Here is a 22,407-nt window from a genome sequence, read left to right on the forward strand (position 1 = left end):
GTCACCACGTGTTGAAGCCGATGTTGTTCCACTGCGTTCCGCTGATCGCGCCGAGCGTTCGCGACGTGCCGCCGCTGACGTTCTCGAAGCGCACGGCGATGGTCTCGCCCGCAGAACGTACGCCGAGGTGGTTCAGCAGCTCGAGCCGCCCGTTCGCGCTCACGTCGTAGGTGCCCTTCCAGTTGCTCCAGCCGCCGTTCACCGTCACGTACACCTGGTAGCGCCCCGGGTCCATGTCGGTCCAGGTGATGCGCACGTTCGCGCACCCGCCGCCTCCGCTGTCGCACGCACGGCTCGGGCCCTTGCCGATCGATCCGGATGGCTGCGGGGGCGGCGGGTTCTGGACCGAGAAGCTGTCGGACGAGGCGGTGCCGGCGTTCCCGCTGCCGAGGTTCACCGCACGCACCGACACCGTGTGCGAGCCCGCCCCGACGCCCGTGAAGCGATGCGTGCGGTCCTGTCCCGAGTTCACCCACGTTCCGCCGTCGATCCGGACGTCGTAGCGGATCGTGCCGCCGCCGGTGTTCGACGGGGCGTTCCAGCTCACGTCGACGCTCGTGGGGGCGTAGCCGTTGACCTGCGCGTTCACGCCGGTCGGCGCGCCCGGCGTGCCGTACGGCGTCTCCGACGCGGACAGCGGCGACCACTGGCTCCAGCCGATGACGTTCTTCGCTCGCACGCGGAAGGTGTAGGCCGTTCCGTTCGCGAGCCCCGTGAACTCCTGGTTCACGCCGGCGGCGCCGGCGCCGAAGTCCCGCGTCTGGCCGTTGTACTCGACCTGGTAGTCGGTGATCGCCGAGTTGTTGTTCGCCGGCGCCGCCCACCGGATCGTCACCGAGCGGTCGCCGGAGTTCCGGATCTCGGGCGCGGCCGGCCGGTCGGGCGCGTCGCGGACCACGACGGTCACCCGGCCCTGCACCTCGCGCGCCGGATCCTGCGTGCCGTCCTGGATGCGGTAGATCACGCTCAGCGTGCCGGTGAACGCCGCACCCGCGTTCACGGTCACGTCGGAGGCCGTGTGCGACACCGACGCGTTCGCGCCGACATCCGCCTGGTCGACCTGCGCCGCCACGACGGTCAGGGGCGAGTCGGGCGCGAAGGGGTTGAAGTCGTTCGCGAGCACGTCGATCGTGGAGGTGCCGCCCCGGACCATCTCGACCGGCCCGTCGTCGCTCGCCTTCGGCATCGCCCGCGTCGACGAGACCACGGTCACGTCGACGTACCCCGGCACCGTGAACCCGTTGAAGACCACGTCGAACGAGATCCGCGTCTCGGTGCCCGGCTGCACCCCGAGCGGCGACGAGAGCCGGAGGATGGAGCCCTCGACGATGCTCGCCACGATGTCGGCATTCGCGCCCTGCAGGTTCCGGTACTCGACGCGCTCGATGTTGTCGGGATTCGGCTGGTCGGTCGACGAGCGCAGGTCGACCTCGAGCGGCGCCTCGCCGGCCTCGATGGTCTCGGTGCGCGGCGTGAACGTCGGCGGGGTGTCGTTGAAGTCGGGGTCGCCGACGGTGATCGGGACGGTGAGGATGGCGGTGCGCCCGACGGGATCGTCGGCGCTCTCGCCGTCCGTCACCTCGAAGGTCAGCGACGCCGCGCCGCGGTAGTCGGCCGCCGGCACGTACTGCACGGCCGTGCCACTGACGAACGCTGGTTCGCCCGCGTTCGTCGAGGACGCCGACAGGATCAGCGCCGGGTCGCCCGACGGCACGATGACGAGGTCGTCGACGTTCCAGCTGATGCTGCCGTTCATCGGAACGATGACGTCGCCGAGGTCCTTGAGGTAGGGCGCGGGGAACCTGGCCCGCTCCTCCGCGAGCAGCTCCTCGGGCGTCTTCGGTCGCTGCGTCTCCTCGACGGTGTCGTCGCCGGACGGAACGGGCGGCACGATCACGAACGCCATCGCCGACAGGTCGTCGAGCTCGTTCGCGAGCCGGTACGCGACGGCGTAGCGCTCACGGCCCGGCGTCACGTCGATCGTGCCGTCGGCGGCGACCTCGGCCCGCCCGGCGTTCGGCCCCTCGAGGGAGACGGCGAGGTCCTCGACGAGGCCGCCCGGGTTCGTGGCATCCGCGAGCGGGTCGACGGTCGCCACCTCGCCGTCGACGACCTGCTCGGGCTCGATCACCTGGTCCTCCGCCGTGGGCGGGTCGACCACGGCGTCCTCGGTCACGGCGACCTGGAGGAAGGCCGTGTCGGCGCCGCCATGGCCGTTCGAGATCTCGTAGCGGATCGTGTAGGCGGCCTCCTGCTGCGGTGCGGTCACCACGATCCGGCGCCGGTCGCGGATCTCGGCGTCGATGCCGTCGTCGACCTCGGGCAGGTCGGCCACGTGCAGCTGGTAGCCGCTCGGGTCGGAGTCGTTGAGCAGCACCTCGACCGACGCCGTGCGGCCGGGCTTCATCTCGATGGCGTCGTCGACCGCCGTCGGCGGCAGCTGCACCTCGGGTCGCGGGATGACGCCGATGCGGATGGTGCCCTCGGCGGTGGCGCCGAACGTGTCGCGCACCTCGTAGCCGAACTCGTCGGTGCCCGCCGATCCGTCGAACGCCTCGTACGTGAACGACGTGCTCGTGCGCTCGATGACACGCCCGAACTCGGGCGCCACCGTGATGCCCGTGAGCGTCACGGAGTCGCCGTCCGGGTCGAGCTGGTCGAGCGGCACGTCGACCTTCACCGCCGACCCGGCGAACGTCCGCGAGGTGAGCGGCGTCGGCAGCGGGGCGCGGTTCTCGCCCGCGTCGCGGCCGACGACCGTGAACCGCACGGTCGCGCGCGCGGTCTGCTCGTGGTCGTCGGTCACGGTGTAGATCGCGCTGTACACCCCGGGAGCCTCGGGAGCCTGGAAGCGCACGGCGTCGCCGTCGGTGAAGGCCAGCCCGTCGGGCGCGTCGACCTCGACGAGCTCCGGGACCAGGTGCAGGGTCGCGGCATCCGGATGCGTGTCGTTCTCGAGCACGTCGACCGTCACGATGTCTCCCGACCGCACGACCGCGCCGTCGTCGACCGCGACGGGCGGCTGGTGCTTGACGAGCGGCGGCACGGGCACGATCGTCACGCTCGCCGTCGACGAGTTCACGCCGTCGGAGACCGTGTACGACACCTGCAACTGCTCGTCGACGGCCTGCGACGCGGTCACGCGGAGCACGGTGTTCGTGAGGATCTCGACCGAGACGAGTCCGTCGGCGGCGGAGTCGTCGATCGACTGCACGGCGAGGACCCGGCCCGACGGCGAGACGTCGTTGGCGAGCACCGGCACGGTCAGCGGCTCGGCGGCCCTGAGGTAGGCCGTGTCCTTCACCGCGATCGGCGGGGGCGCCTCGGCGGGCGCGTCGACGACCTGCACGCGCACGAGCCCCTTGCTCGTCGCCGCACCGGCGCCGAGCGAGTAGAGGAAGACGTACTCCCCCGGCTCCGTGCTCGAGAACGCGATGGTGCCGCGCTCGACGTTCGGGGTGACGGCGGCGACCTCCGGCGCCTCCTCGACGCCGAGGAGCTCGAGGCCCGCCCCGGAGGGCGAGAGGTCGTTCGCGAGCGGCTCGATGAGCGTCGTCTCGCCCGCGAAGACCCGCGCGAAGTCGGGGGTTCCGACGGGGTTCAGCGTTCCGGTCGGCTTCACGTCGACGGTCAGGGTGCCGGCGGCCGTGGTCCGCCCGTCGGAGACCGTGTACTGCACCTCCTTGGTGCCGAGTTCGGCGGAGCGGTGCTCGAACGTGATCGCCCCGTCGGGGCTCGACCGCACCGCGTCGCCGCCCGTCGGCGAGGCGTTCACGAGGTACAGGTCGTCGCCGTCGGGGTCGTTCCAGTCGGCGAGCAGGTTGTACGTCAGGTGCTGGCCCTGCTCGAGGCTGATCGCCGACTGTCGGAGCGCGGCGGGCACGGCGTTCTCGCTGTCCGGCACGATGCGCACGTCGACGGATGCCTCGGCGACGCCGCCGCGGCCGTCGTCCACGCCGTAGCGGAACGACACGCTGCCCGCGGCGCCGGCCGCCGGGGTGAACTGCAGCGCCCGCCCGCCGTCGATGAGCTCGAGGCGGCCGGCCGCCTCGGAGACCTCGGACGTGCCGGCGATCGTGAGCACGTCGCCGTCGGGGTCGGTGTCGTTCTCGAGCACGTCGAGGATGGTCGTGCGCTCCGGCCGCACCCCGTACTCGTCGTCGCGCGCGACCGGCGGCCGGTTCACGTCGGTGCGCTCGGCGAGCGTGTCCTCGAAGGTCTGCTGGGCCGACTTCTCGTCACCCTCGAGCTCGTCGCTCTCCTCGGGGGGCGTGACCTCCTCCCAGTTGTCGACGAGGCGGAGGTCGGAGTCCACGAGCCACGCATTGCCGTTCGCGAGGTCGTTCAGCACGATCACGTCGCGATTCACGCGGAACTCGAGTCGGGAGCCCGCGGTCGGCTGCTCGATCGCGGTCGACCGCGGCTCCGCGTCGTCGCACGCGAGCAGGTAGCGTCCGACGGCGCCGCCCCAGGCACCGTGCGCGCAGGAGCCGAGCCGAACCGGCGCCGCGACGTCGCCGGCATCCGCGGCCGCGACGTCCCCGCCGTTCGGGATCGTGCGGACGGCACCGCCGCCGAGCGGCACCTCGAGCAGGCTCGTCGCGGTGGCGAGCACGACGCGGTCGCTCTCGGGCCCGGACTGCTGGATCCGCAGGGCGGCCTCGGGCAGTTCGACCTCACGTCCCTCCACGACCACGCGGCCGGCGTCCTCGTCGAACACCACGGCGCGCTCGCCGACGGCCGCGAGCTGGTGTTCGCCGACGGCGGGGAGTCCGGCCGTGGTCGGCTCCGACGACTCGCGGGTGAGGGAGACGAGCTCGCCGTCGCCCGGCGAGGTCGCGAGGACCGTGCCCTCGGGCGTGACCGCGACGTGCGCGCCCGGGCCGAGCTCGACGACCGGGTCGGTGCCCCGGTGGTCGAAGGCGAGGTCGCCGTCGGCGTTGACGCGCCAGAGCTCGCCCTCGGGCGAGAGGATCGCCAGCACGTCGCCGCCGTACGCGACCTCGGACGAGGGCGGGACGTCGATGCGCTGGACGAGCGTGGTGAAGGACGGGTCGATGCGCTCGATCGAGCCGATGCTCGGGTCGTACAGGAAGGCGTCCTCGCCGTCCTGGAAGACGTCGATCTCGTTCGTCGCCGTCGCCACGGCCGCGTCGAGTTCCTCGATCTGCCGGTTCAGCCGGCCCGCGAGCAGTTCCTCGGCGTTCGTGACCCACACCTCGCGCGCGCGCAGGTCGGGGTCGGTGACGGGGAAGCCCTGGTGGGCGACGGCGAGCCCCACGGGAACGCCGGCCAGGACGGCGAGCGCGGCGGCCGAGGCGACGTTCCGGCGCGACCGCGCCCATGACCTCAACGTGACCACGAATACGTCTCCCCCGGTGCGTTCCGTCGGTAGGGCGTCGGATGTCGCCGCCGGAGGGACCGGCGGGTCGCGCATACGCTAACACGCCGATTCGGGGCCCCCGAAATGGGGAGCGGTCCCCACCTCCGTTCCGATCCGGAGAGGATCCCCCGCACGCGTCGACGGCGAATCGGAGAACCGCCTCCGGCGGCGGATGCCTCGATCAGCCGTCGCCGGAGGCGTCGCCCCGGGGGTCGGCATCGAGGAGCTCCAGGTCCTCCACGCTCACGAGCCGCGTCGCGACGGCGTACTCGACCAGGCGGGCGCGGCGGTTCACGGCGAGCCGGCCGCGCCCGCCCCGGAGTCCGTCGACGCCGATCCTGTCGAGCTTCTCGCACACGTTGTCGAGCTTCCGGTTGAACGTCGTCATGCTCCAGCCGAGGCGCGCCGCGGCCTCGGCGGACGACGGCACCGTCGCACGACCCGCGCTGGGCTGCGAGAGCACGTGCTCGGCGAGCGCGACGATGAGCAGCCGCTGGTTCGTCGTGAGCGTCACGGGCAGGATCGTCGTTCCGCCGTCGGCGGGTGCCGCGGTGAGCGAGGTGTTGTAGAAGTCCTCCTCCGCGTGCACCGTGAAGTCGTACGTCGTCGCTCCGGCACTGAAGAGCACGTGGACGGTCTTGAACACGAGCGGGAGCTTGGCGCCCGGGGCCACCCAGGACTGCACGCTGCCCGTGGCGTCCGACACCGTCGCGGACAGCAGCTGGCCGACGTTCGAGAGCCACCACAGGCCGAACTCGCTCGAGAGCGTGAGGAAGGTGCGGTGCAGGTAGGGGTTGTCGTCGATCGTGAGGTCGGACTCGCGTCCGATCGTGAAGGTGCTGCCGGCCTCGACCGTGTACCACTCGCCGCAGTACTCGACCCGCAGCGGCCTCACGACGTGCACCCCGTGACGGGCTCGGAGGTCTTGCTGCCGCGCTGCACCTGGACCTCGATGCAGACGGTCTGGCCGGCCGCCACGTCGTCCACGACGATCGCGGGGCCGTCGGCGACCGCGGTCGACCCGGATCCGTCGGCACGCTGCCAGCGGTAGCGGTCGCCGTCCTCGGCTCCGTCGTGGCTGACCTCGAACACCGCCCGCCCGTCGGCGACCGTGCCCGGCTCGACCTCGGGCGCCGGCACGCTCGCGGCGACCACGGCGTCCTCCGCGATCGGGCCGGGCTCGGCCGGGTCGGCGTCCGGACCGCCGAGCGGTCCGCCGAGCAGCAGCGCGGCGCTCACGGCGACGATGACCGCGATCCCCGCGACGGCGGTGATGATCCCGGCCAACGCCCGCCTCCCGCCCGACGACGCCGGGCCGTCCGGCGCCGGCCCGGCGCGACGCGAGGCATCGTGCCGCGGCGGCGCGGCGGGGGCCGTGCCCGCGGCCTCGTTCGCCGACGCGGAGGCTCGCGCCGGCCTGAGCACCGTGCCGTCGTCGACGGGCGACGGGTCGACCGTGGGGCGGGCCTGCGCCACGACCTCCCGGACGCCGCGGACGCGCGTCGCATCGGCCTCATCGCCCGCGGGCGGCAGGTCGAGCCCGGTCGCGGCGGCCGCCGCGCTCGCCGGGGCCGGCGCGGCCCAGTGGCCGGGCGCGACGATGCCGGCCTCGACGACGCGCACCGACCGCGCGCGGGTCGCGGGTTCGTCGTCAGAGTCGACAGCGGGGGGCATCTGCTCGCCGTCGGCGGGCACGGCGAGGTTGGGCACCTCGATGCCCGTCACCGAGTAGCCGAGTTCGAGTTCGATGCGCTGCAGCGCCCGGCCGAACTCCACGGCGCTCTGGAACCTGGCGTCGCGCGACGCGGCCATGCCGGTCGCGAGCACCGCCTCGAGGCTCGCCGCGACGTCGTCGCGGCCGATCGGCGTGATGCGGCCTCGCTCGATGCGCCCGATGAGGTCGAGCGGGCCGTTCGAGCGACCCGGGACCTCGAACGGCGTGCGGCCCGCGAGCAGCGTGTGCACGGTGGCCGCGAGGGCGAACACGTCGCTGCGCGTGTCCGGGCGCGGGTCGTCCTCGAACATCTCGGGCGGCGACCACGGAACGCTCATGCCCACCGCGGCCCGGTCGGAGCCGCTCCCCGAGCCGGTGGCCGCCGCATCGCCCGTGAACGACATCGTGTGGACCGGGAGGTCGCCCTCGAGGTCGGACGAGATGCCGAAGTCGCTGAGCGCCGGCCATCCGTAGTCGTTCGTCAGCACGTTCGCGGGCTTGATGTCGCGATGGAGGATACCTGCGGCGTGCGCGGTCGCGACCGCCCCGGCGAGGCGGATGCCGGTGCGCAGCGCGTCCTCGACGGTCAGCGGCCGGCGCTTGTACCGCTCGGACAGGCTCGGACCGGAGCAGTACTCCATCACGAAGTAGGGGCGGCCGTCGGCCGACACGTCGGCGTGGAAGATCGTGACGATGAACGGGTGCGCCGAGAGGCGCGCCATCAGGTTCGCCTCGGCGACGAACTGCGCGCGGGTCGTGGCGTCGATGTCGTCGGCGAGGAGCACCTTCACGGCCACCTTGCGACGGGGCAGGCGCTGCTCGTACAGGTACACGTCGGCGAAGCCGCCCGATCCGAGGAGGCCGAGGTGCGTGAAGCCGGGGAGCTCCGGAGGCGCGGCGGGCGGGCGTCGCATCAGCGCACCACCACCTGGATGCTCCAGCCGCCGCCGAGGTCGATGACGGTGTCCGGCAGCACCGGGGTCGCCTCGGACGGGCGGAGGCGCAGCGGCGGCTGGCCCGGTGCGACGACCTGCGTGCCGTTCCGCGACTCGAGGTCGGTCACGACCACGGTGCCGCCCTCGACGGCGACGCGGAGGTGGGTCCGCGAGATGTCCGGGTCGCCGGCGCCGATGACGACGCGCCTCGGGATCCCGGTGCCGGTGACGCGCCCGATCGCGGGAGCACGACCGAGGACGAGTTCGCCGACGATCGGCTCGATGGACCCGTCGGGCATGCGGAGTGCGGGCGGCGGGGATGCGGGCGAGGATGCCGGCGCATCGCGGGTCGCCGGGTCGCCCGTCGGCTCGTCCCTCCCCGCTGGATCGCGGCGCTCCTCGCGGAGGCGTCCGAGGTCGGATCGCGCGACCGTCAGTCCGTCGTGGTCGCCGAGCGCCGTCGGTGCCGCCGTCGTCGGCGTCGGCGCGACCGCCACCGGCCGGGGCGTCGCGGGTTCTGGCCGCGACGGGGGGCTGGACCCGAAGTCCGGCGGGACGATCACGGGCACCACGGCCGGCGCACGCTCGTCGGCGGGTGCGGCGGGTGCGGCGGGTGCGGCGGGCGGCTCGGCGGCCGCCGGCGCCCGGTCGAAGACGGGCCGTTCGATGCGCGGCCGTTCGGTCCTCGAGACGCCGACGACCGTGTCCTCCGGGACGATCGTCCGTTCGTCGGGTGCGATGGTCTCCGCCGCGGCGTCGGCGGCGGACGTCCCGGAGGACCGCACCTCCCGGGCGGCAGGTCGCTCCACCGACGCGGACTCCGGCTCCCGCGTCGTCGACGGCCAGTCGACGACGGATGCCGCGACCACGCCCTCGACGATCGGCCACCGCCGCCCGGCGTTCGCGCCGGCGATCGCGACGTGCACGTGGGGGTGCCCGTCGACGGCGCGTTCCTGCCACGTCGACACTCCTGCTCCCGAGACCTCGACGTCGCCGAGCGTCACGCTGAGGTCGCCGCGCACGAGCGCCCGCGCCGTCCCCGACGGACGCTCACGCACCACGAGCGCGAAGCTCGGCGCAGCGGTGATGCCCGACCCAGCCAACCGGTCGATCACGTGCGCGGCGGCATCGCCGTCGAGGTGAGGCCAGAGCGCCCGCACGTCGTCGACGCGCTCGGCCGGAAGCACCAGCAGCGCCTCCTCGCGCATCGCGGCCAGCCAGCGACCGCCGTGGTCGGGCAGGTACTCCGCCACGTCATCCCCCGTTTCCGCGCGGCGTGGTCTCCTCGACCGCCTCGGGGAGGCCGTCTCCTCGATCCCGCGTCGTCCCGTCCTCGTCGGCGACGCCGCCGAGGTCGGACTCCACCACGATCGCGCTCACGTTGTCGCGGGCGCCAGCCGCGAGCGCGGCATCCACCAGCTCGCCGGCGAGGCCCGCCGCGTGCATCGAGTGACCGGCCAGGAGACGCCCGATCTCGTCGTCGCCGACCTCCTTGGACAACCCGTCGGAGCAGATGAGGAACACCTGTCGGCCCGTCGCCGGGATCAGCCAGACGTCCGGCTCGACGTGCGCGTCGGCGCCCATCGCCCGCGTGATGACGTTCCGGTCGGGGTGACGCTCCGCGTCCTCCGCGCGGATGAGCCCCGCATCGACCATCTCCTGCACGGCGGAATGGTCGATCGTCACCTGCTCGAGCCGCCGCCCGTCCCAGACGTACACGCGCGAGTCGCCGACGTTGAAGACCATCCAGTGCACGCCGCGTCCGTCGCCGGCGTCGACCAGCGCGATGCCCGAGACCGTCGTGCCGGCCACGGCCGTCCCCTCGTCCCCCTCGTCGGAGAGCGCGCGGACCACGTCGTTCGAGGTGTGGATCGCGTCGAGCACGCGCTCCGGGGTCGACGGCGCGCCCGCGTCGAGATGCCGGCGGAAGGTGTGGACCACGGCACGGCTCGCGGCGTCGCCGCGGGCGTGCCCGCCCATGCCGTCCGCGACGAGGTAGACGGGCGGCTGCGCGAGCAGCGAGTCCTCGTTCACCGTGCGGACGTTGCCGACGTGGGTGCGGGCGCTGTGCGCGATCCGTGCCGATCCCGAGGGGATGGGCACGACACCGCTGCCGTCAGTCGTCACGTGATCGGATCCTCTCTGGGCAGGGCAGAGTCCACGCCGCGGGGGCGCAGTCGCTCCACGCTAGCAAGCGCTCGCCGCGCCCGCGTCACAACGACGCGCCACGCACCGCCTCAGCGCTCGACGGACGAGTTGTCGGCGTCGCGATCGCGCTCGACCTCCTCCGTGAAGTGCGGGATCTCCTCGCCGAGCGTGTGGCCGCGACGTCGGGCGTCGAGGTTCGCCTTCACGACGCTCGCCACGGTGGCCACCGCCATCGCGCCGACGATCACCGCCAGGGAGGTCCACGTCGAGATGTCCGGCGCCCACTCGATGTGCTCGCCGCCGTTGATGAAGGGCAGCTCGTTCTGGTGCATCGCGTGCAGGACGAGCTTCACGCCGATGAACGCGAGGATGAACGCGATGCCGTACTTGAGGTACTCGAGGCGCTCGAGCAGGCCGCCGAGGAGGAAGTACAGCTGGCGCAGGCCCATCAGCGCGAACACGTTGGCCGTGAACACGATGAACGGACTCTGGGTGATGCCGAAGATCGCGGGGATCGAATCCAGCGCGAAGATCAGGTCGGTGGTGCCGATCGCGACGAAGACGATGAGCATCGGGGTGAAGAAGCGGCGACCGTCGATCATCGTGCGGAGCCTGATGCCGTCGTAGTCGTTCGTGATCGGCAGCCGGCGGCGGAGCATGCGGATGAGCGCGGAGTCGCCGCCCTCGTCCTCGTGGTCGCCGAAGGCCTGCTGCGCCGCGGTGTAGAGCAGGAACGCGCCGAAGATGTAGAAGATCCAGCTGAAGTTCTCGATCAGCTGCGCACCCAGCAGGATGAAGATCCCGCGGAGGATCAGCGCGAGGATGATGCCCACCATCAGCACCTCCTGCTGGTACTTCCGGGGCACCGCGAACCTCGCCATGATGATGACGAAGACGAAGAGGTTGTCGATCGAGAGGCTGTACTCGGTGAGCCAGCCCGCGAGGAACTGCGCGCCGTGCTCCGCGTCGCCGATGACGAACATCAGGCCCGCGAACACGAGGGCGAGCGCGATGTAGAACACGACCCACAGGGTCGACTCCCGGAACGACGGGACGTGCGGGCGCTTGATCACCAGGAGCAGGTCGGCGACGAGGATCAGCGTCAGGACGACGAGCGAACCGACTTCGAACCAGAGGGGCAATGCGGTCACGGAGGGCCTTTCGGAGGGTGCGGCGATGGCCGAAAGTCTCTCCCGGCGCATCGGATGCGCCGCCACGCCCGGAGCGGCATCGACGGCGCTCGTACTGACGATCGTGGCCCGGGACCGGTGGCCCGGCGGGATACTCCCCTTCGCTCGGACGAGTCTAGGCGACCCACCCCGGAAACGACGAACGCCCCCGCATGGTGATGCGAGGGCGTTCGCCTGTCATTGGTGACCCCAGCGGGATTTGAACCCGCGCTACCGCCGTGAGAGGGCGGCGTCCTAGGCCGCTAAACGATGGGGCCTCGCTGCGACGTGTTCGAGTATGGCATACGTTTCCGGCGCATTCCAAATCGAGGGCTCGGGGCCCGCTGCGACCGGCTCAGGCGAACACCCGCAGCGCGGCGGGCACCACCTCGACCTCGATCGGCAGGGGCCCGACCCGCTCTCCGTCGGCGTACGCGATGATGTCGTCCGCCTCCACGCGCACGCGGCGCGCGCGTACGAACTCCACTGCCGGATGGTCGACATGCTCCCCCGCGAAGACGCGCGGGAACACGCCGAGCAGGCCGATGCGCGACAGCGGGTGCACGATGAACACGTCGAGCATGCCGTCGGCGAGGTCGGCGTGCGGCACGATCCGCATGCCGCCGCCGAGCGACGGGGTGTTCGCGACCGAGACGAGCATCGCGGCCTGGTCGCGCCGCACGCCGTCGATCGTGATCGCGTACCGACGGGGCCGGAACGTCGCGAGCTCGCGCAGCAGGGCGATGGTGTACCGACTCGGACCGCGCGGACGCGTCATCCGGTTCGCCCGCTCGTTGACGACCGCGTCGAAGCCCGCCGACAGCACGCACGCGAACCACGTGCGGAGCTCGCCGTGCTGCATGACGCCGAGGTCGATCGACTGCGGCGGCCGCCGGAGCGCCTCGACGAGCGCCTCGATCCCCGCCTCGGGGTCGTCGTGCGGCAGGCCGAGCGCGCGAGCGAGGTCGTTGCCCGTCCCCGCCGCGACGAGCCCCATGGGCACCTGGGTCCCCGCGAGCACGTTCACGCCCAGCGAGACCATGCCGTCGCCGCCGACGACGACGAGCCCGTCGGCCCCCTCGTCGAACGAGGCCTGGACCTCCCGCCGCAGGAGCTCGAAGTTGTCGGCGCGCAGCACCGTCACCTCGTACCCCTCGGCCTCGAGGCGGTGCGCGGTGGCAGGGCCGATCGAACGGTTGCGACCGAACGAGGCGCTCGGATTCACCGCGAGCAGGAGGCGACGGGGGCCACGCGACATGCAGCGATCATGGCAGGGCGACCCGGTTGCGCGCACGACACGCACGGTGTTGGCTCGGAACATGCGCGTCACCAAGCTCGAGCATGCCGCCCTGGTCGTGGAGCACTCCGGCGACCGGCTGTTCGTCGACCCGGGCAAGTTCACCACCCCGATCACGGAGGCGGCGGGCGCGCTCGCCGTGGTGATCACCCACCTGCACGACGATCACTGGACGCCCGAGCAGCTCGGTCGCATCCGCGACCGCAGCCCGGGCGCCCGGGTCTTCGGACCCGACGGGGTCGTCGCGGCGGCTGCGGACGCGGGCATCGAGGTCGAGCGCGTCGCGCCCGGCGACGAGGTCGAGGTCGGCCCGTTCCGGCTGCGCTTCTTCGGCGGCCGGCACGCGGTGATCCACCCGTCGATCCCGGTGATCGACAACGTCGGCGTGCTCGTGAACGACGCGCTGTACTACGCCGGCGACTCCTTCGCGGTCCCCGAGGGCGTCGAGGTCGACGCGCTCGCGGCGCCCGCCGGTGCGCCCTGGATGAAGATCTCGGAGGCGATGGACTACGTCATGGCGGTCCGCCCGCGGCGCGCGTTCCCCACGCACGAGATGGTGCTCTCCCGTGCCGGGAAGGACCTCTCGAACGCCCGGCTGGGTTGGGCGACCGAGCAGGGCGGCGGCGAGTACCTGCCGCTCGAACCCGGCGACTCGTTCGACCTGTGAGGCGGCTGCCGCGGCATCCGCTGTCGGACTGACACAACGCGGCGCGCCGCCATCGACCGCCCGTTGGCCGGTTCCACCGAAGTTCCCCGGCGTTCATTGACGAACTCACGGGATCTCTGCCAGATTCATGCCACTTTCGGCCGCGACGGAGCGACCGTCGGCCGGATGTCACGACCGAGGGCGCGCACGCGGACACGAGTGGCGGCGCCTCGGCACCCCGGCGCCGTCGGTCCTGCACCCCACGTACACGGGCGCCTTCGGCGCGCCGGAAACCCAGGAGACTCGATGACGAGAACCGACCACGCCGTGCACCGCCACGGCCTCGGCGTGCGGATCGCCGCCGCCGCGACGACCATCGCCCTGATCGCCCTCGCGGCGTTCTTCCTGCTCACCACGAACACGATCTCCGCGGGCGCCGTCCGTCTCTCCGACGGCGCCGGAGCGGCCGACGCGGGCTCGGCCGAACTCGCCGACGGGGCGCAGGCCCTCGCCACGGGGGTGGGCGCCGTCCGGGACGGCGCGGCCGCGGCGGCCGAGGGGGCCGAGGCCGCCGGGGCGGGCGCCGAGTCCGCCGCCGCAGGCGCGGCGAAGCTCGAGGCTGGAGCCGCGTCCGCGCAGGCCGGAGCTGCCGAACTCGCCGACGGAGCGGCGCGGAGCGCGACCGGCGCGAGCGACGCCGCCTCGGGGGCGGCTCGTGCCGCGAACGGATCGAGCGCGCTGTCGGACGGCATCAGCCGCGCGAACGCGGGCGCCGCGGAGGTGGCGTCCGGTGCCGGCAGCGCCGCGGACGGCGCCGCCCGCCTCGCCGACGGCGCATCGCAGCTGGCCGGCGGCGTCGCCGCGCTCGCCGACGGCGGCGACCTCGTCGAGGCCGGCTCCGCGGCTCTCGCGGCGGGGCTGCGCGACGCGGCCGGCTCCCAGGGCGTCCAGCTCCTCGTCGCCGGCACGGGGGACGTGGCGGCGGGCGCGAAGGGCGTCGCCGACGGTACCGCGGCCGTCGCCGCGGGCAGCGCGTCGCTCGCGCAGCAGCTCGCCGCCCTGCACCAGGCGCTCGCCGACGGCGGAGCGGACGAGGCGACCGTGGCCGACGCGCTCGCGCTCGCGCAGGCCGCCCAGCACCTCTCCGGCACCGCCGGCGCGGTGTCGACCGGTGCGGCGAACGTGTCGACGGGCGCGCAGTCCACGTCGGCCGGCACGCACGCGCTCGCCGCGAAGCTCGACGTCGCCGCAGCGAAGTCGGGCGAGCTCGCGGCAGGCGCCGCCACCCTCGACGCCAAGCTCGACCTCGCCGCGACGAGCGCCGGCACCCTCAGCGCGAAGTCGGCCGAACTCGCCGACGGCGCCGCTCGGTTGAGCGCGGGCGCCGCGACCCTTCGCGGCGGCACCTCCACGCTCGACCTCAAGGTCGACGAGCTCGTCGCGGGCACCGGACGCCTCGCCACCGGCACGGCCGAGCTCGCGACCGGCGCCCAGCGCCTGTCGACCGGGGCGAGCGGACTCGCCGTCGGGAACGGCTCGCTCGCCCAGGGCGCGACGGACCTGTCCACCGGCCTCGACGAGCTCGCAGCCGGTTCCGCCGAACTCGCGACGGGAACGCGCACGCTCGCCGACGGCACGATCGAGCTCGCGACCGGGGCGGACGCGCTCGCGACCGGGGCCGCCGAGCTCCGCGACGGCAACGGCCGGCTCGCCGCGGGTTCCGCCGAGCTCGCAGCCGGCACGCAGGGCGTCGCGCCCGGCGCGCTGCTGCCGTGGCTGGTCGTCTTCGGAGTGCTGACGCTGGTGGCGCTGGCCGCCTGGTTCATCCACCGCGTGCGGCACGGGCGGATCGCTCCGGCGGCGGGCTGACGCGGAGGACGGGCACGGCGCGCGATGCGCCGTGCCCGTTCGCGCGCGTTCGCACGATCGGTGCCGCGCCGTCCGGATCGACCGGGTGCGCGACCGCACCGCCGGCCGATCAGCCGCCGGGACCGCCGTTGCCGCCGCCGTTCCCGTTCCCGTTCCCGTTCCCGTTTCCGGGGCCGCCCGAGTCGCCGCCGCCATCGGTGCCGCCGCCCGAGGGCGGCTCGCCGGGCGTGCCGGGCCCGTTCGCCGGGTCGTCGGTCGCCGGCGGATCCGGCTCGACGACGCGACCGTCGGGGAAGGACCCTGGACCGGCGACCGGGCCGAGGCCCGCCTGGGTGAAGGCGTCGCCGCCGTACTTCGCGGCGGCCGCGGACATCACCTCGGGCCACATCCGGTGACGCGCCGTCGCGGCCTGACCGGTCCCGAACCAGATGCCGCGCTGGTTCGCGTCGCCGTTGACGCTCACCACCGCGGCCGCCGTCGCGACCTTGCTGCTCGCACCGACCATCCACGTGTCCTTCGCGCCATCCGTCGTACCGGTCTTGCCGATGAGCGGAACCGCGGGGACGGTCGCGGCGCGCGAGGCCACCGCCGTGCCCTGCGTCATCACCATGCCCATCGCGGTGTGCATCGCGGCCGCGACGGGTTCGGGCACCGACTGCCGGCAGTCCGACTTCGGCGGCGGGATCTCGTCGCCGTCGCGCCCGGTGATGCGGTCGATCGCGATCGGCGAGCACGTCTTTCCGTTGTTCGCGATGCCCGCGAAGGCGACCGCCATCGACAGGGGCGCGACCTCGTTCGTGCCGATGACCGAGGACGGGCCCTGTACGAGCACGTTGCCGTCGGCGCGGTGCACGTCGAACGCCTCGGCCGTCTTGCGGATCCCGCAGAGGTCGAGCCGCTTCGCCATGCCGATGAAGCCGGTATTGATCGACCCGATGGTCGACTCGAGCGCGCTGTAGTTCGCGCCGGACTCGTTCGCGTCGTTGCGCGGATTCCAGTCGCCCGCGAAGTGCGGCCCGAGGCAGCTGTCCTGGAACACGCCCCAGTTGCTCTTCGGCCTCGAGTCGACGCGCTCGGCGAGCCCGTGCCCCTCCGCCAGCCACTCGGCGAGCGTGAAGACCTTGTACGACGATCCGGGCTGGAAGCCTCGGGATCCGCCGTAGTCGAAGTCGGTGTTGTAGTTGATGCTCGTGTACTGCGGCCCCTTGGCGAGCACCTTCGGGTCCTGGCTGTAGGTCCGGTTCTGGGCCATCGCGAGCACCCGGCCGGTTCCGACCTCCACGGTCGAGATGACGCCGCCGACGTCCCACCCGGGGTACGTCGCCGGCACGTGCGCGGCGATCGCCCGCTCCGCAGCACCCTGCAGGTCGAGGTCGAGGCTCGTGTAGACGTTGTACCCGCCGCGACGGAAGTTCAGCAGTCGCGACGCCTCGTCCTCGCCGAACACCGGGTCGTTCTGCAGGATGTGCTTGACGTAGTCGCAGAAGTAGGCGGCCCCGCCCGCGGTCTGGCACCCGGTGCTCGGCTCGGTGATCTTCGGCTCGACGGGGGTCGCGATCGCCTCGTCGAACTCGGCCTGGGTGATCTTCGACTCGTCGAGCATGCTCTGCAGGATGTAGTCGCGGCGGGCGTGGTTTGCGGCGTACCCGTCGGCCTTGCCGTTCGCCTCGTTGCCCGGTTGGTCGAGTCGGAACTTCGACGGGTTGTTGACGATCGCGACGAGCGACGCCGCCTGGGCGAGCGTCACCCTCGAGGCCTTCGTGCCGTAGTAGTAGTTCGCCGCCGCCTCGATGCCGTACACCGTTCCGCCGAAGCCCGCGATGTTCAGGTAGCCGAGCAGGATCTGGCTCTTCGTGTACCGCTTCTCGACGCCGATGGCGAGGCGCATCTCCTTCAGCTTGCGATCGATCGAGGTCTCGGTGACGGCGTCATAGCATCCGTCGCGCTCCTCCTCGTCGACGGCGTCTCGCTCGCACTCCTGCACGCGCACGTTCTTGACGTACTGCTGGGCGATCGAGGAGCCGCCCTGCGTGTCGCGGCCGCTCGCCGTCGTCACGGCCGCGCGCATCGTGCCCTGCAGGTCCACGCCGTTGTGGTCGTAGAAGCGGGGGTCCTCACCCGCGATCGCCGCGTCCTTGACGTACTGGCTGACTTCGTCCCACTCGACCTCGACCCGGTTCTGGTCGTAGAACGAGGCGAGCAGCTTCTGCTTGCCGTCGGACTGCTTGGCGTAGATGTTGCTCTTCACCGAGAGCTCGCCGATCTTCAGGTAGCTCGGCAGGTTCTCGAAGAGCGAGATGGTGCCGGATGCCGCGACGCCCGCGGTCGCGATCGCCGGCGTCACCGCGGCGGCGACGAGCAGTGCCGCGGCCGCGCTCACCGCGACGAGGCCGAGCAGCCCGCCGAGGACACCGCCGAACGTGCGCGGCCGGGTCACCGCGCGATCGTGCGTGTCGCCGTACATCATCGAACCAACCCCGACCTTCCGAGGCCGTCCCCGTCACGGGACCGGATGCAGGGTTCCGGTCCTCTTCAGCCTCGTCCTCCATCGAACCTCAGGGACCGGCCCTTGTAAAGCGGCGCCGGGCGTGCCGCACGGCATACTGCCCGGGGACCAGGCCGCGAACGCGATGACCCACGGCGTCGAGGGCGATCCCGTCGCCGGGATTGCGCGGCTCGATCACCGGCGGACGCCGTCAGTGCGCTCGACCGGCCCGGAGCCGGACCGCGTCCTCGAGCGCCCGCCGGTCCCGGATGGGCGTCGATCGCGGGTAGCTGGTCGTGAGGAAGTGCTGCGCGTACGGGAAGCAGGCGGCAGAGAAGGGCTCGTCGGCGAGGAACTCGGCGCCGAACGTGTTCCGCTCGATCGCGACCGAGTCCGTCGGGAGGTGGAGCGCCCGGGTCATCTCACCGGGATCGAACACGAGGCCGAACGGTTCCGACCCCGCGTGGGCGAGGCGTCCGCCGTAGTCCACTGACAGGTTGCCCTCGACCCACAGCCGCGCGTCGAGCGGCCGGAAGGTGCCATCCGGCAGGGATGCGGTCATCGTCAACTCGTTCGGTCGCTCGCGGCTCCGGACATCGATGATCACCTCGCCCGAGTGCGAGGTCGTGATGACGGCTCGATCGGTGGTCGCAGCGGAGAACCCCTGACCCGGGTCGTAGTTGACGGTGTTCGATTCGTAGTCGCAGATCACCCAGGTCAGCATGCCGGTCCGCGTGTCCTCCGCGATCAGGTACAACTCGACGCGAGCGCCCCAGAAGACCGAGGCGTGCAGCGTGAACGCCCCGAGGATGGCGCACAGTCGCGGCGCGTCGTCGGCGAACATCGCCGTCGGGACGAGCCGGTAGCCGGGCGGGAGCAACCGCTCCGCGGCCGCCTCGTCCCGGATCTCGTACGCGAGGAAGGTGCAGTACGGCTCCACGACGAAGCCCATGAACTCCTCGCCGCCCGCACGGGACACGATCCAGCGCTGCACGCGGAGCGGGAGTCGCGCGAGCATCTCCGCGCGACCGTGCAGCGCGGCGACGTCCTTCGGCGAGATGGTGCCCTCGGCGTGGGTGATGAAGCGGCGCAGCTCCGACGGCGCGATCCCTGATTCCATGCCGCAACGCTAGGGCGACGAACGCCGCCGCGAATCGTACGGATGGTTGACCTCGACGAGAGCCGCGCCGACCGAAGTCGAGTCGGCGGCCCGGAACGCGTTGTTCCGAGCCGCCGACCACGTCCGTGACCCCGTCAGAAGATGTCAGTCCCCGCAGACCCCCCTGGCCGTGTCGTTCTTGCCCTGACCGCCGATCGCCTTGACCACGTCCCCGACGTTCGTGAACCCGAGGGCCCCCACGGTGTTGATGGTCTTGTGCACCTGGCCGAAGCACGCCGCGTCGTTGGGCGCGGCCTGGGCCGGCGCGGCGAAGCCGAGCGTGGCGAGGGCGGCGATGAATCCGGTGGCGAGAATGCGCTTCATTGAACTTCCCCTTCGATCGGCGGGTGCTGATTCACCCGTTACCAGTACTTCCGGCCGAGGAGCCTGTTCGGATGCACCTTCCGCGCGGGCGGGATCAAGACGACCGTGCCCTGCATCCGCGCTCGCCATGCGGGCTCTCAGACATCGCCGCGCGCTGGATTCCTGGTCGCTGAGCTCGGGTGCAGCGTCACGCCGGTTCTGCGATGGTCTGCCGCTGTGCGCACGCGGATGCCGCGGGGTCCCCACCCCGCGGCATCCGATCGCCCCCTCGACCTCGCGCGACCCCTACCGCACGCTCTCGAGGAAGTTCCGCGTCCGCTGCCGCTGCGGCGCGTCGATGACGGACGCGGCGGTGCCGGACTCGACGAACGCACCGCCGAGTGGCCGCTCCTCCTCGACATCGCCGAAGCCGTGCCATCTGAGCGTTGGGGGTGTCCGGTCACCTGCAAGGTCGGATCCGATGCGCCTCAAACCTGTACCGCCTCTGGTTCGCGGTGGCGATGCTCGCGGAGAGCGGGCCCTGCGGCCACCTGTTCCGCGACTGCCATGTGCGAGACGATGCGCGCCGCGCACACGCCGAACGGCTTCTGGTCAGGCCCTGACTCTCCGCCCGTCGGCGGGCCGTCGAGGTTCGCTCGATCGACCAGAGCATCCGACGCAGTGCTTACAGGGCCTGCATCTCCCAGAGCTCGCGGTACCGGCCCTTCCGCCCGACCAGCTCGTCGTGCGAGCCGATCTCCACGATCCGACCGCGATCGAGCACCACGATCCGATCCGCCTGACGGATCGTCGACAGTCGGTGCGCGACCACCAAGGTGGTCCGACCGACCATGAGCCGCTCGAGCGCTTCCTGGACTTTGCGCTCCGATTCGACGTCGAGCGCGCTGGTGGCCTCATCGAGGATGAGCAGTCGCACGACGGGCGCGCACGTGTTTGGTTGTGGGTGCCGGCAAGTACACGGAAGGAGCGGAGTGGCGGCCTGGGACGATGGTCGATGGATGCGGTTGTTCGCCGGTGTCTCGGACCGCAGGGCCTGCTCACCGAGGGGCGCGCTCGAACCCTTCGAATCGTCATCAGGAGGTTGGTCGACTGCGATACTCGTCGAACACACGCGTCAGGATCGCGTCGAGCGTCCGGGCGACCGCGAGCGTCGCCGCGCGGTCGTGTCGGGCGACCTGCAGGTCGCCGGCGGCAAGGGCCTCGGCGACCGCGCGGAGCATCGGCCGGAATCCCGAGCCTTCACGGGGATGCACGACGCGCTCGGGCGAGTGGAGGATCGCCTCGCGCGAGCCGGCGTGAACGCGCGCGGTGGTGCCCGCCCAGAACATGGGGTCGATCGTGATCCATCCGAGTGTGCCGCTGATGGTCGCGGCCTGGTCGAGGAACCCGATCGCCGAGCAGGCGACGTCGGCCCGGGACCCGTTCGCGAAGGTGAGCGTGGCACGTGCCTCGACGTCGGTGCCGTCGGCGGTGACGCCGGATGCCTCGACCGAGATCGGCTCGCCGAGCACCCACTGCGCCAGCGTGACGCCGTAGATGCCACGGTCGCGCACGGCGCTGTCGCCGCGCTCGGCCGTCCAGGCCCGGCTGGTCGCCTGCGTCGGCATGCCGAAGGTCGCCGACACGGTGCGCGGCTCGCCCGCGACGCCGCCCTCGAGGCGCTCGACGAGGTCGATGTGCAGCGGATTGAACTTCATCCACATCGCTTCCATCGCGAACACGCCCGCAGCCGCGGCGGCATCGAAGATCTGCGCGATCTCGGCCGCATTCGATGCCATCGGCTTCTCGATGAGCACGTGCTTCCCGGCCGCGATCGCGTGGAGTGCGATCACCGTGTGGGTCGCGATCGGGGTCGCGATGTAGACGGCGTCGACATCGTCGCGCCCCAAGACATCGGCGACGGAGGTCGACGATGACGCGATGTCGTGTCGCTGGGCGAACGCGTCGGTCTTCTCCGTGTCGCGGCCCCACACGACCGTCACGCTGTCCTCGCCGAACACGGCCTGGAGGTCGGGGACGAACTGGTGCGAGATCATGCCGGTGCCGAGCACGGCCCAGCGGATGCTTCCGGACATCGATGTTCCTTTCGATTCTCGAGCGCGGTCGCTCGGCTTCACGGAGTCAGTCGTGCCTGCGTCTGGCCGCAGTGATGAAGGCGACCGCGTGCTCGGCGGCGGCATCGACCGGCAGTTCGAGCGGCACGACGATGCCGTGTTCGTCGTCGGCGAGGGGTTCGAGCGTCGACAGCTGTGACGCGAGCATCGATGCCGGCATGAAGTGCCCGGTGCGCGCGCCGATCCGCTCGGCGAGCCGCGCCTCGGTGCCGTGCACGTGCACGAACGCGAGGGATGTCCCGCTGTCGCGGATCAGCGCGGCCCGGTACGCGCGGCGCAGTGCCGAGCAGGACACCACGACCGGATGCCCCGCCGCGATCTCCGCCGATACGCGGCTGGCGACTCGCGCGAGCCACGGCCATCGGTCTTCGTCGGTGAGCGGGATCCCGGCGGCCATCTGGGCCTTCGCCTCGGACGAGTGAAGGTCGTCGGCCTCGACGAGCACCGCACCGAGCCGGTCCGCGACGGCGGCGGCGAGAGTCGACTTCCCGGCCCCGGCCACTCCCATCACGACGATCGGTTCGGTCATCACGATCACCAGTCGTGCACGGTTCCGTCGAGGAGACGGTTGTACGGCAGGTACGCCTGCTCGTACGGGTACTTCCCGGCGTCGTCGAGATTCAGCTCGACGCCGAGCCCCGGCGCATCGCCGGGGTGCAGGTAGCCGTCCGTCCAGGTGAAGGACTGCTCGAAGACCTCGTCGGTCTTCGCACCGTGGCGCATGTACTCCTGGATGCCGAAGTTGTGGATCGACAGGCCGAGGTGCATCGCGGCGGCCATCCCGACCGGGCTGATATCGGTCGGGCCGTGCATGCCGGACTTCACCTGGTACATGGCGGCGTACTCGAGCGTCTTTCTCAGCGGGCTGATCCCGCCCATGTGCGTGACGGCGCCGCGCACGTAGTCGATCTGCTGGTCGCGGATCAGGTCCTTGAAGTCCCAGATCGTGTTGAAGATCTCGCCGATGGCGAGCGGCGTCGTCGTGTGCTGCCGCACCAGGCGCAGCGCCTCCTGGTTCTCGGCCGGGGTGCAGTCCTCGAGCCAGAACAGATCGTACGGTTCGAGGTCCTTGCCGAGTCGGGCGGCCTGGATCGGGGTCATCCGGTGGTGCCCGTCGTGCAGCAGCGGCACGTCGGGACCGAACTCGTTGCGGACCGCCTCGAA

Annotated in this window: 15 protein-coding genes, 1 tRNA gene and 1 pseudogene; 2 read left to right on the forward strand and 15 right to left on the reverse strand. The window is 72.1% G+C overall.

The genetic code is table 11. The annotated features are described in order from the left end of the window. Position 1 precedes the first annotated feature (1 nt). The 8 genes from ABME02_RS06170 to ABME02_RS06205 all read right to left on the reverse strand — a co-directional run bounded on the left by ABME02_RS06170 (position 2) and on the right by ABME02_RS06205 (position 12,607). Entirely contained in the window at positions 2-5,362 is a 5,361-nt protein-coding gene (locus ABME02_RS06170) for an Ig-like domain-containing protein (protein WP_353814374.1), read from the reverse strand. 202 nt (positions 5,363-5,564) lie between these two features. Continuing rightward, positions 5,565-6,278 carry an FHA domain-containing protein gene (locus ABME02_RS06175; protein ID WP_353814375.1) on the reverse strand — a complete coding sequence of 238 codons (714 nt, stop codon included), beginning with the start codon at positions 6,276-6,278 and terminating at the stop codon, positions 5,565-5,567. Next, a complete protein-coding gene (locus ABME02_RS06180; RefSeq protein WP_353814376.1) occupies positions 6,275-8,011 on the reverse strand; it encodes a protein kinase domain-containing protein in 1,737 nt (578 codons plus the stop codon). The genes ABME02_RS06175 and ABME02_RS06180 overlap by 4 nt, the downstream gene beginning before the upstream one ends. Next, complete coding sequence (locus tag ABME02_RS06185; RefSeq protein ID WP_353814377.1) at positions 8,011-9,285, reverse strand: FHA domain-containing protein; 1,275 nt, start codon at positions 9,283-9,285, stop codon at positions 8,011-8,013. The genes ABME02_RS06180 and ABME02_RS06185 overlap by 1 nt, the downstream gene beginning before the upstream one ends. 1 nt (position 9,286) lies before the next feature. Continuing rightward, positions 9,287-10,159 carry a PP2C family protein-serine/threonine phosphatase gene (locus tag ABME02_RS06190; RefSeq protein ID WP_353814378.1) on the reverse strand — a complete coding sequence of 291 codons (873 nt, stop codon included), beginning with the start codon at positions 10,157-10,159 and terminating at the stop codon, positions 9,287-9,289. A 110-nt stretch (positions 10,160-10,269) separates the two neighbouring features. Then, positions 10,270-11,382: a TerC family protein gene (locus tag ABME02_RS06195; protein WP_353814379.1), complete on the reverse strand. Its 1,113-nt coding sequence runs from the start codon at positions 11,380-11,382 to the stop codon at positions 10,270-10,272. Positions 11,383-11,551: 169 nt separating this feature from the next. Beyond that, positions 11,552-11,627 (reverse strand) — tRNA-Glu (locus ABME02_RS06200). A 77-nt stretch (positions 11,628-11,704) separates the two neighbouring features. Continuing rightward, on the reverse strand, positions 11,705-12,607 hold the full coding sequence (locus ABME02_RS06205) for a diacylglycerol/lipid kinase family protein (protein WP_353814380.1): 903 nt from the start codon (positions 12,605-12,607) through the stop codon (positions 11,705-11,707). 61 nt (positions 12,608-12,668) lie between these two features. On the opposite strand from ABME02_RS06205, the gene ABME02_RS06210 reads away from it, so the two are divergent. Both ABME02_RS06210 and ABME02_RS06215 read left to right on the forward strand, forming a co-directional pair. Next, positions 12,669-13,313, forward strand: a complete 645-nt coding sequence (locus ABME02_RS06210) for an MBL fold metallo-hydrolase (protein WP_353814381.1) — start codon at positions 12,669-12,671, stop codon at positions 13,311-13,313. Between the two features lie 285 nt (positions 13,314-13,598). Beyond that, the gene (locus ABME02_RS06215) at positions 13,599-15,161 is read left to right on the forward strand and encodes a hypothetical protein (protein ID WP_353814382.1); all 1,563 of its coding nucleotides are present in this window, start codon (positions 13,599-13,601) and stop codon (positions 15,159-15,161) included. Positions 15,162-15,270: 109 nt separating this feature from the next. Here ABME02_RS06215 and ABME02_RS06220 read toward each other — a convergent pair whose 3' ends face one another. The 7 genes and pseudogenes from ABME02_RS06220 to ABME02_RS06250 all read right to left on the reverse strand — a co-directional run. Beyond that, the gene (locus tag ABME02_RS06220) at positions 15,271-17,598 is read right to left on the reverse strand and encodes a transglycosylase domain-containing protein (RefSeq protein WP_353814383.1); all 2,328 of its coding nucleotides are present in this window, start codon (positions 17,596-17,598) and stop codon (positions 15,271-15,273) included. 259 nt (positions 17,599-17,857) lie between these two features. Continuing rightward, on the reverse strand, positions 17,858-18,766 hold the full coding sequence (locus tag ABME02_RS06225) for a hypothetical protein (protein WP_353814384.1): 909 nt from the start codon (positions 18,764-18,766) through the stop codon (positions 17,858-17,860). Between the two features lie 144 nt (positions 18,767-18,910). Then, positions 18,911-19,129, reverse strand: coding sequence for a hypothetical protein (locus ABME02_RS06230; protein WP_353814385.1), 219 nt, complete (start codon positions 19,127-19,129; stop codon positions 18,911-18,913). A gap of 664 nt (positions 19,130-19,793) precedes the next feature. Continuing rightward, a pseudogene (locus tag ABME02_RS06235) lies at positions 19,794-20,042 on the reverse strand (ABC transporter ATP-binding protein); the annotation flags it as partial. Positions 20,043-20,202: 160 nt separating this feature from the next. Further along, positions 20,203-21,204 (reverse strand): Gfo/Idh/MocA family protein, encoded by a 1,002-nt coding sequence (locus tag ABME02_RS06240; protein WP_353814386.1) that lies wholly within the window; start codon positions 21,202-21,204, stop codon positions 20,203-20,205. Positions 21,205-21,250: 46 nt separating this feature from the next. Further along, on the reverse strand, positions 21,251-21,772 hold the full coding sequence (locus ABME02_RS06245) for a gluconokinase (protein WP_353814387.1): 522 nt from the start codon (positions 21,770-21,772) through the stop codon (positions 21,251-21,253). A gap of 5 nt (positions 21,773-21,777) precedes the next feature. Beyond that, a partial coding sequence (locus ABME02_RS06250) for an enolase C-terminal domain-like protein (RefSeq protein WP_353814388.1) occupies positions 21,778-22,407 on the reverse strand: 630 nt, incomplete at its 5' end.

Source organism: Agromyces zhanjiangensis (assembly GCF_040496055.1).
In the GTDB taxonomy this organism is placed as follows: Bacteria; Actinomycetota; Actinomycetes; order Actinomycetales; family Microbacteriaceae; genus Agromyces; species Agromyces zhanjiangensis.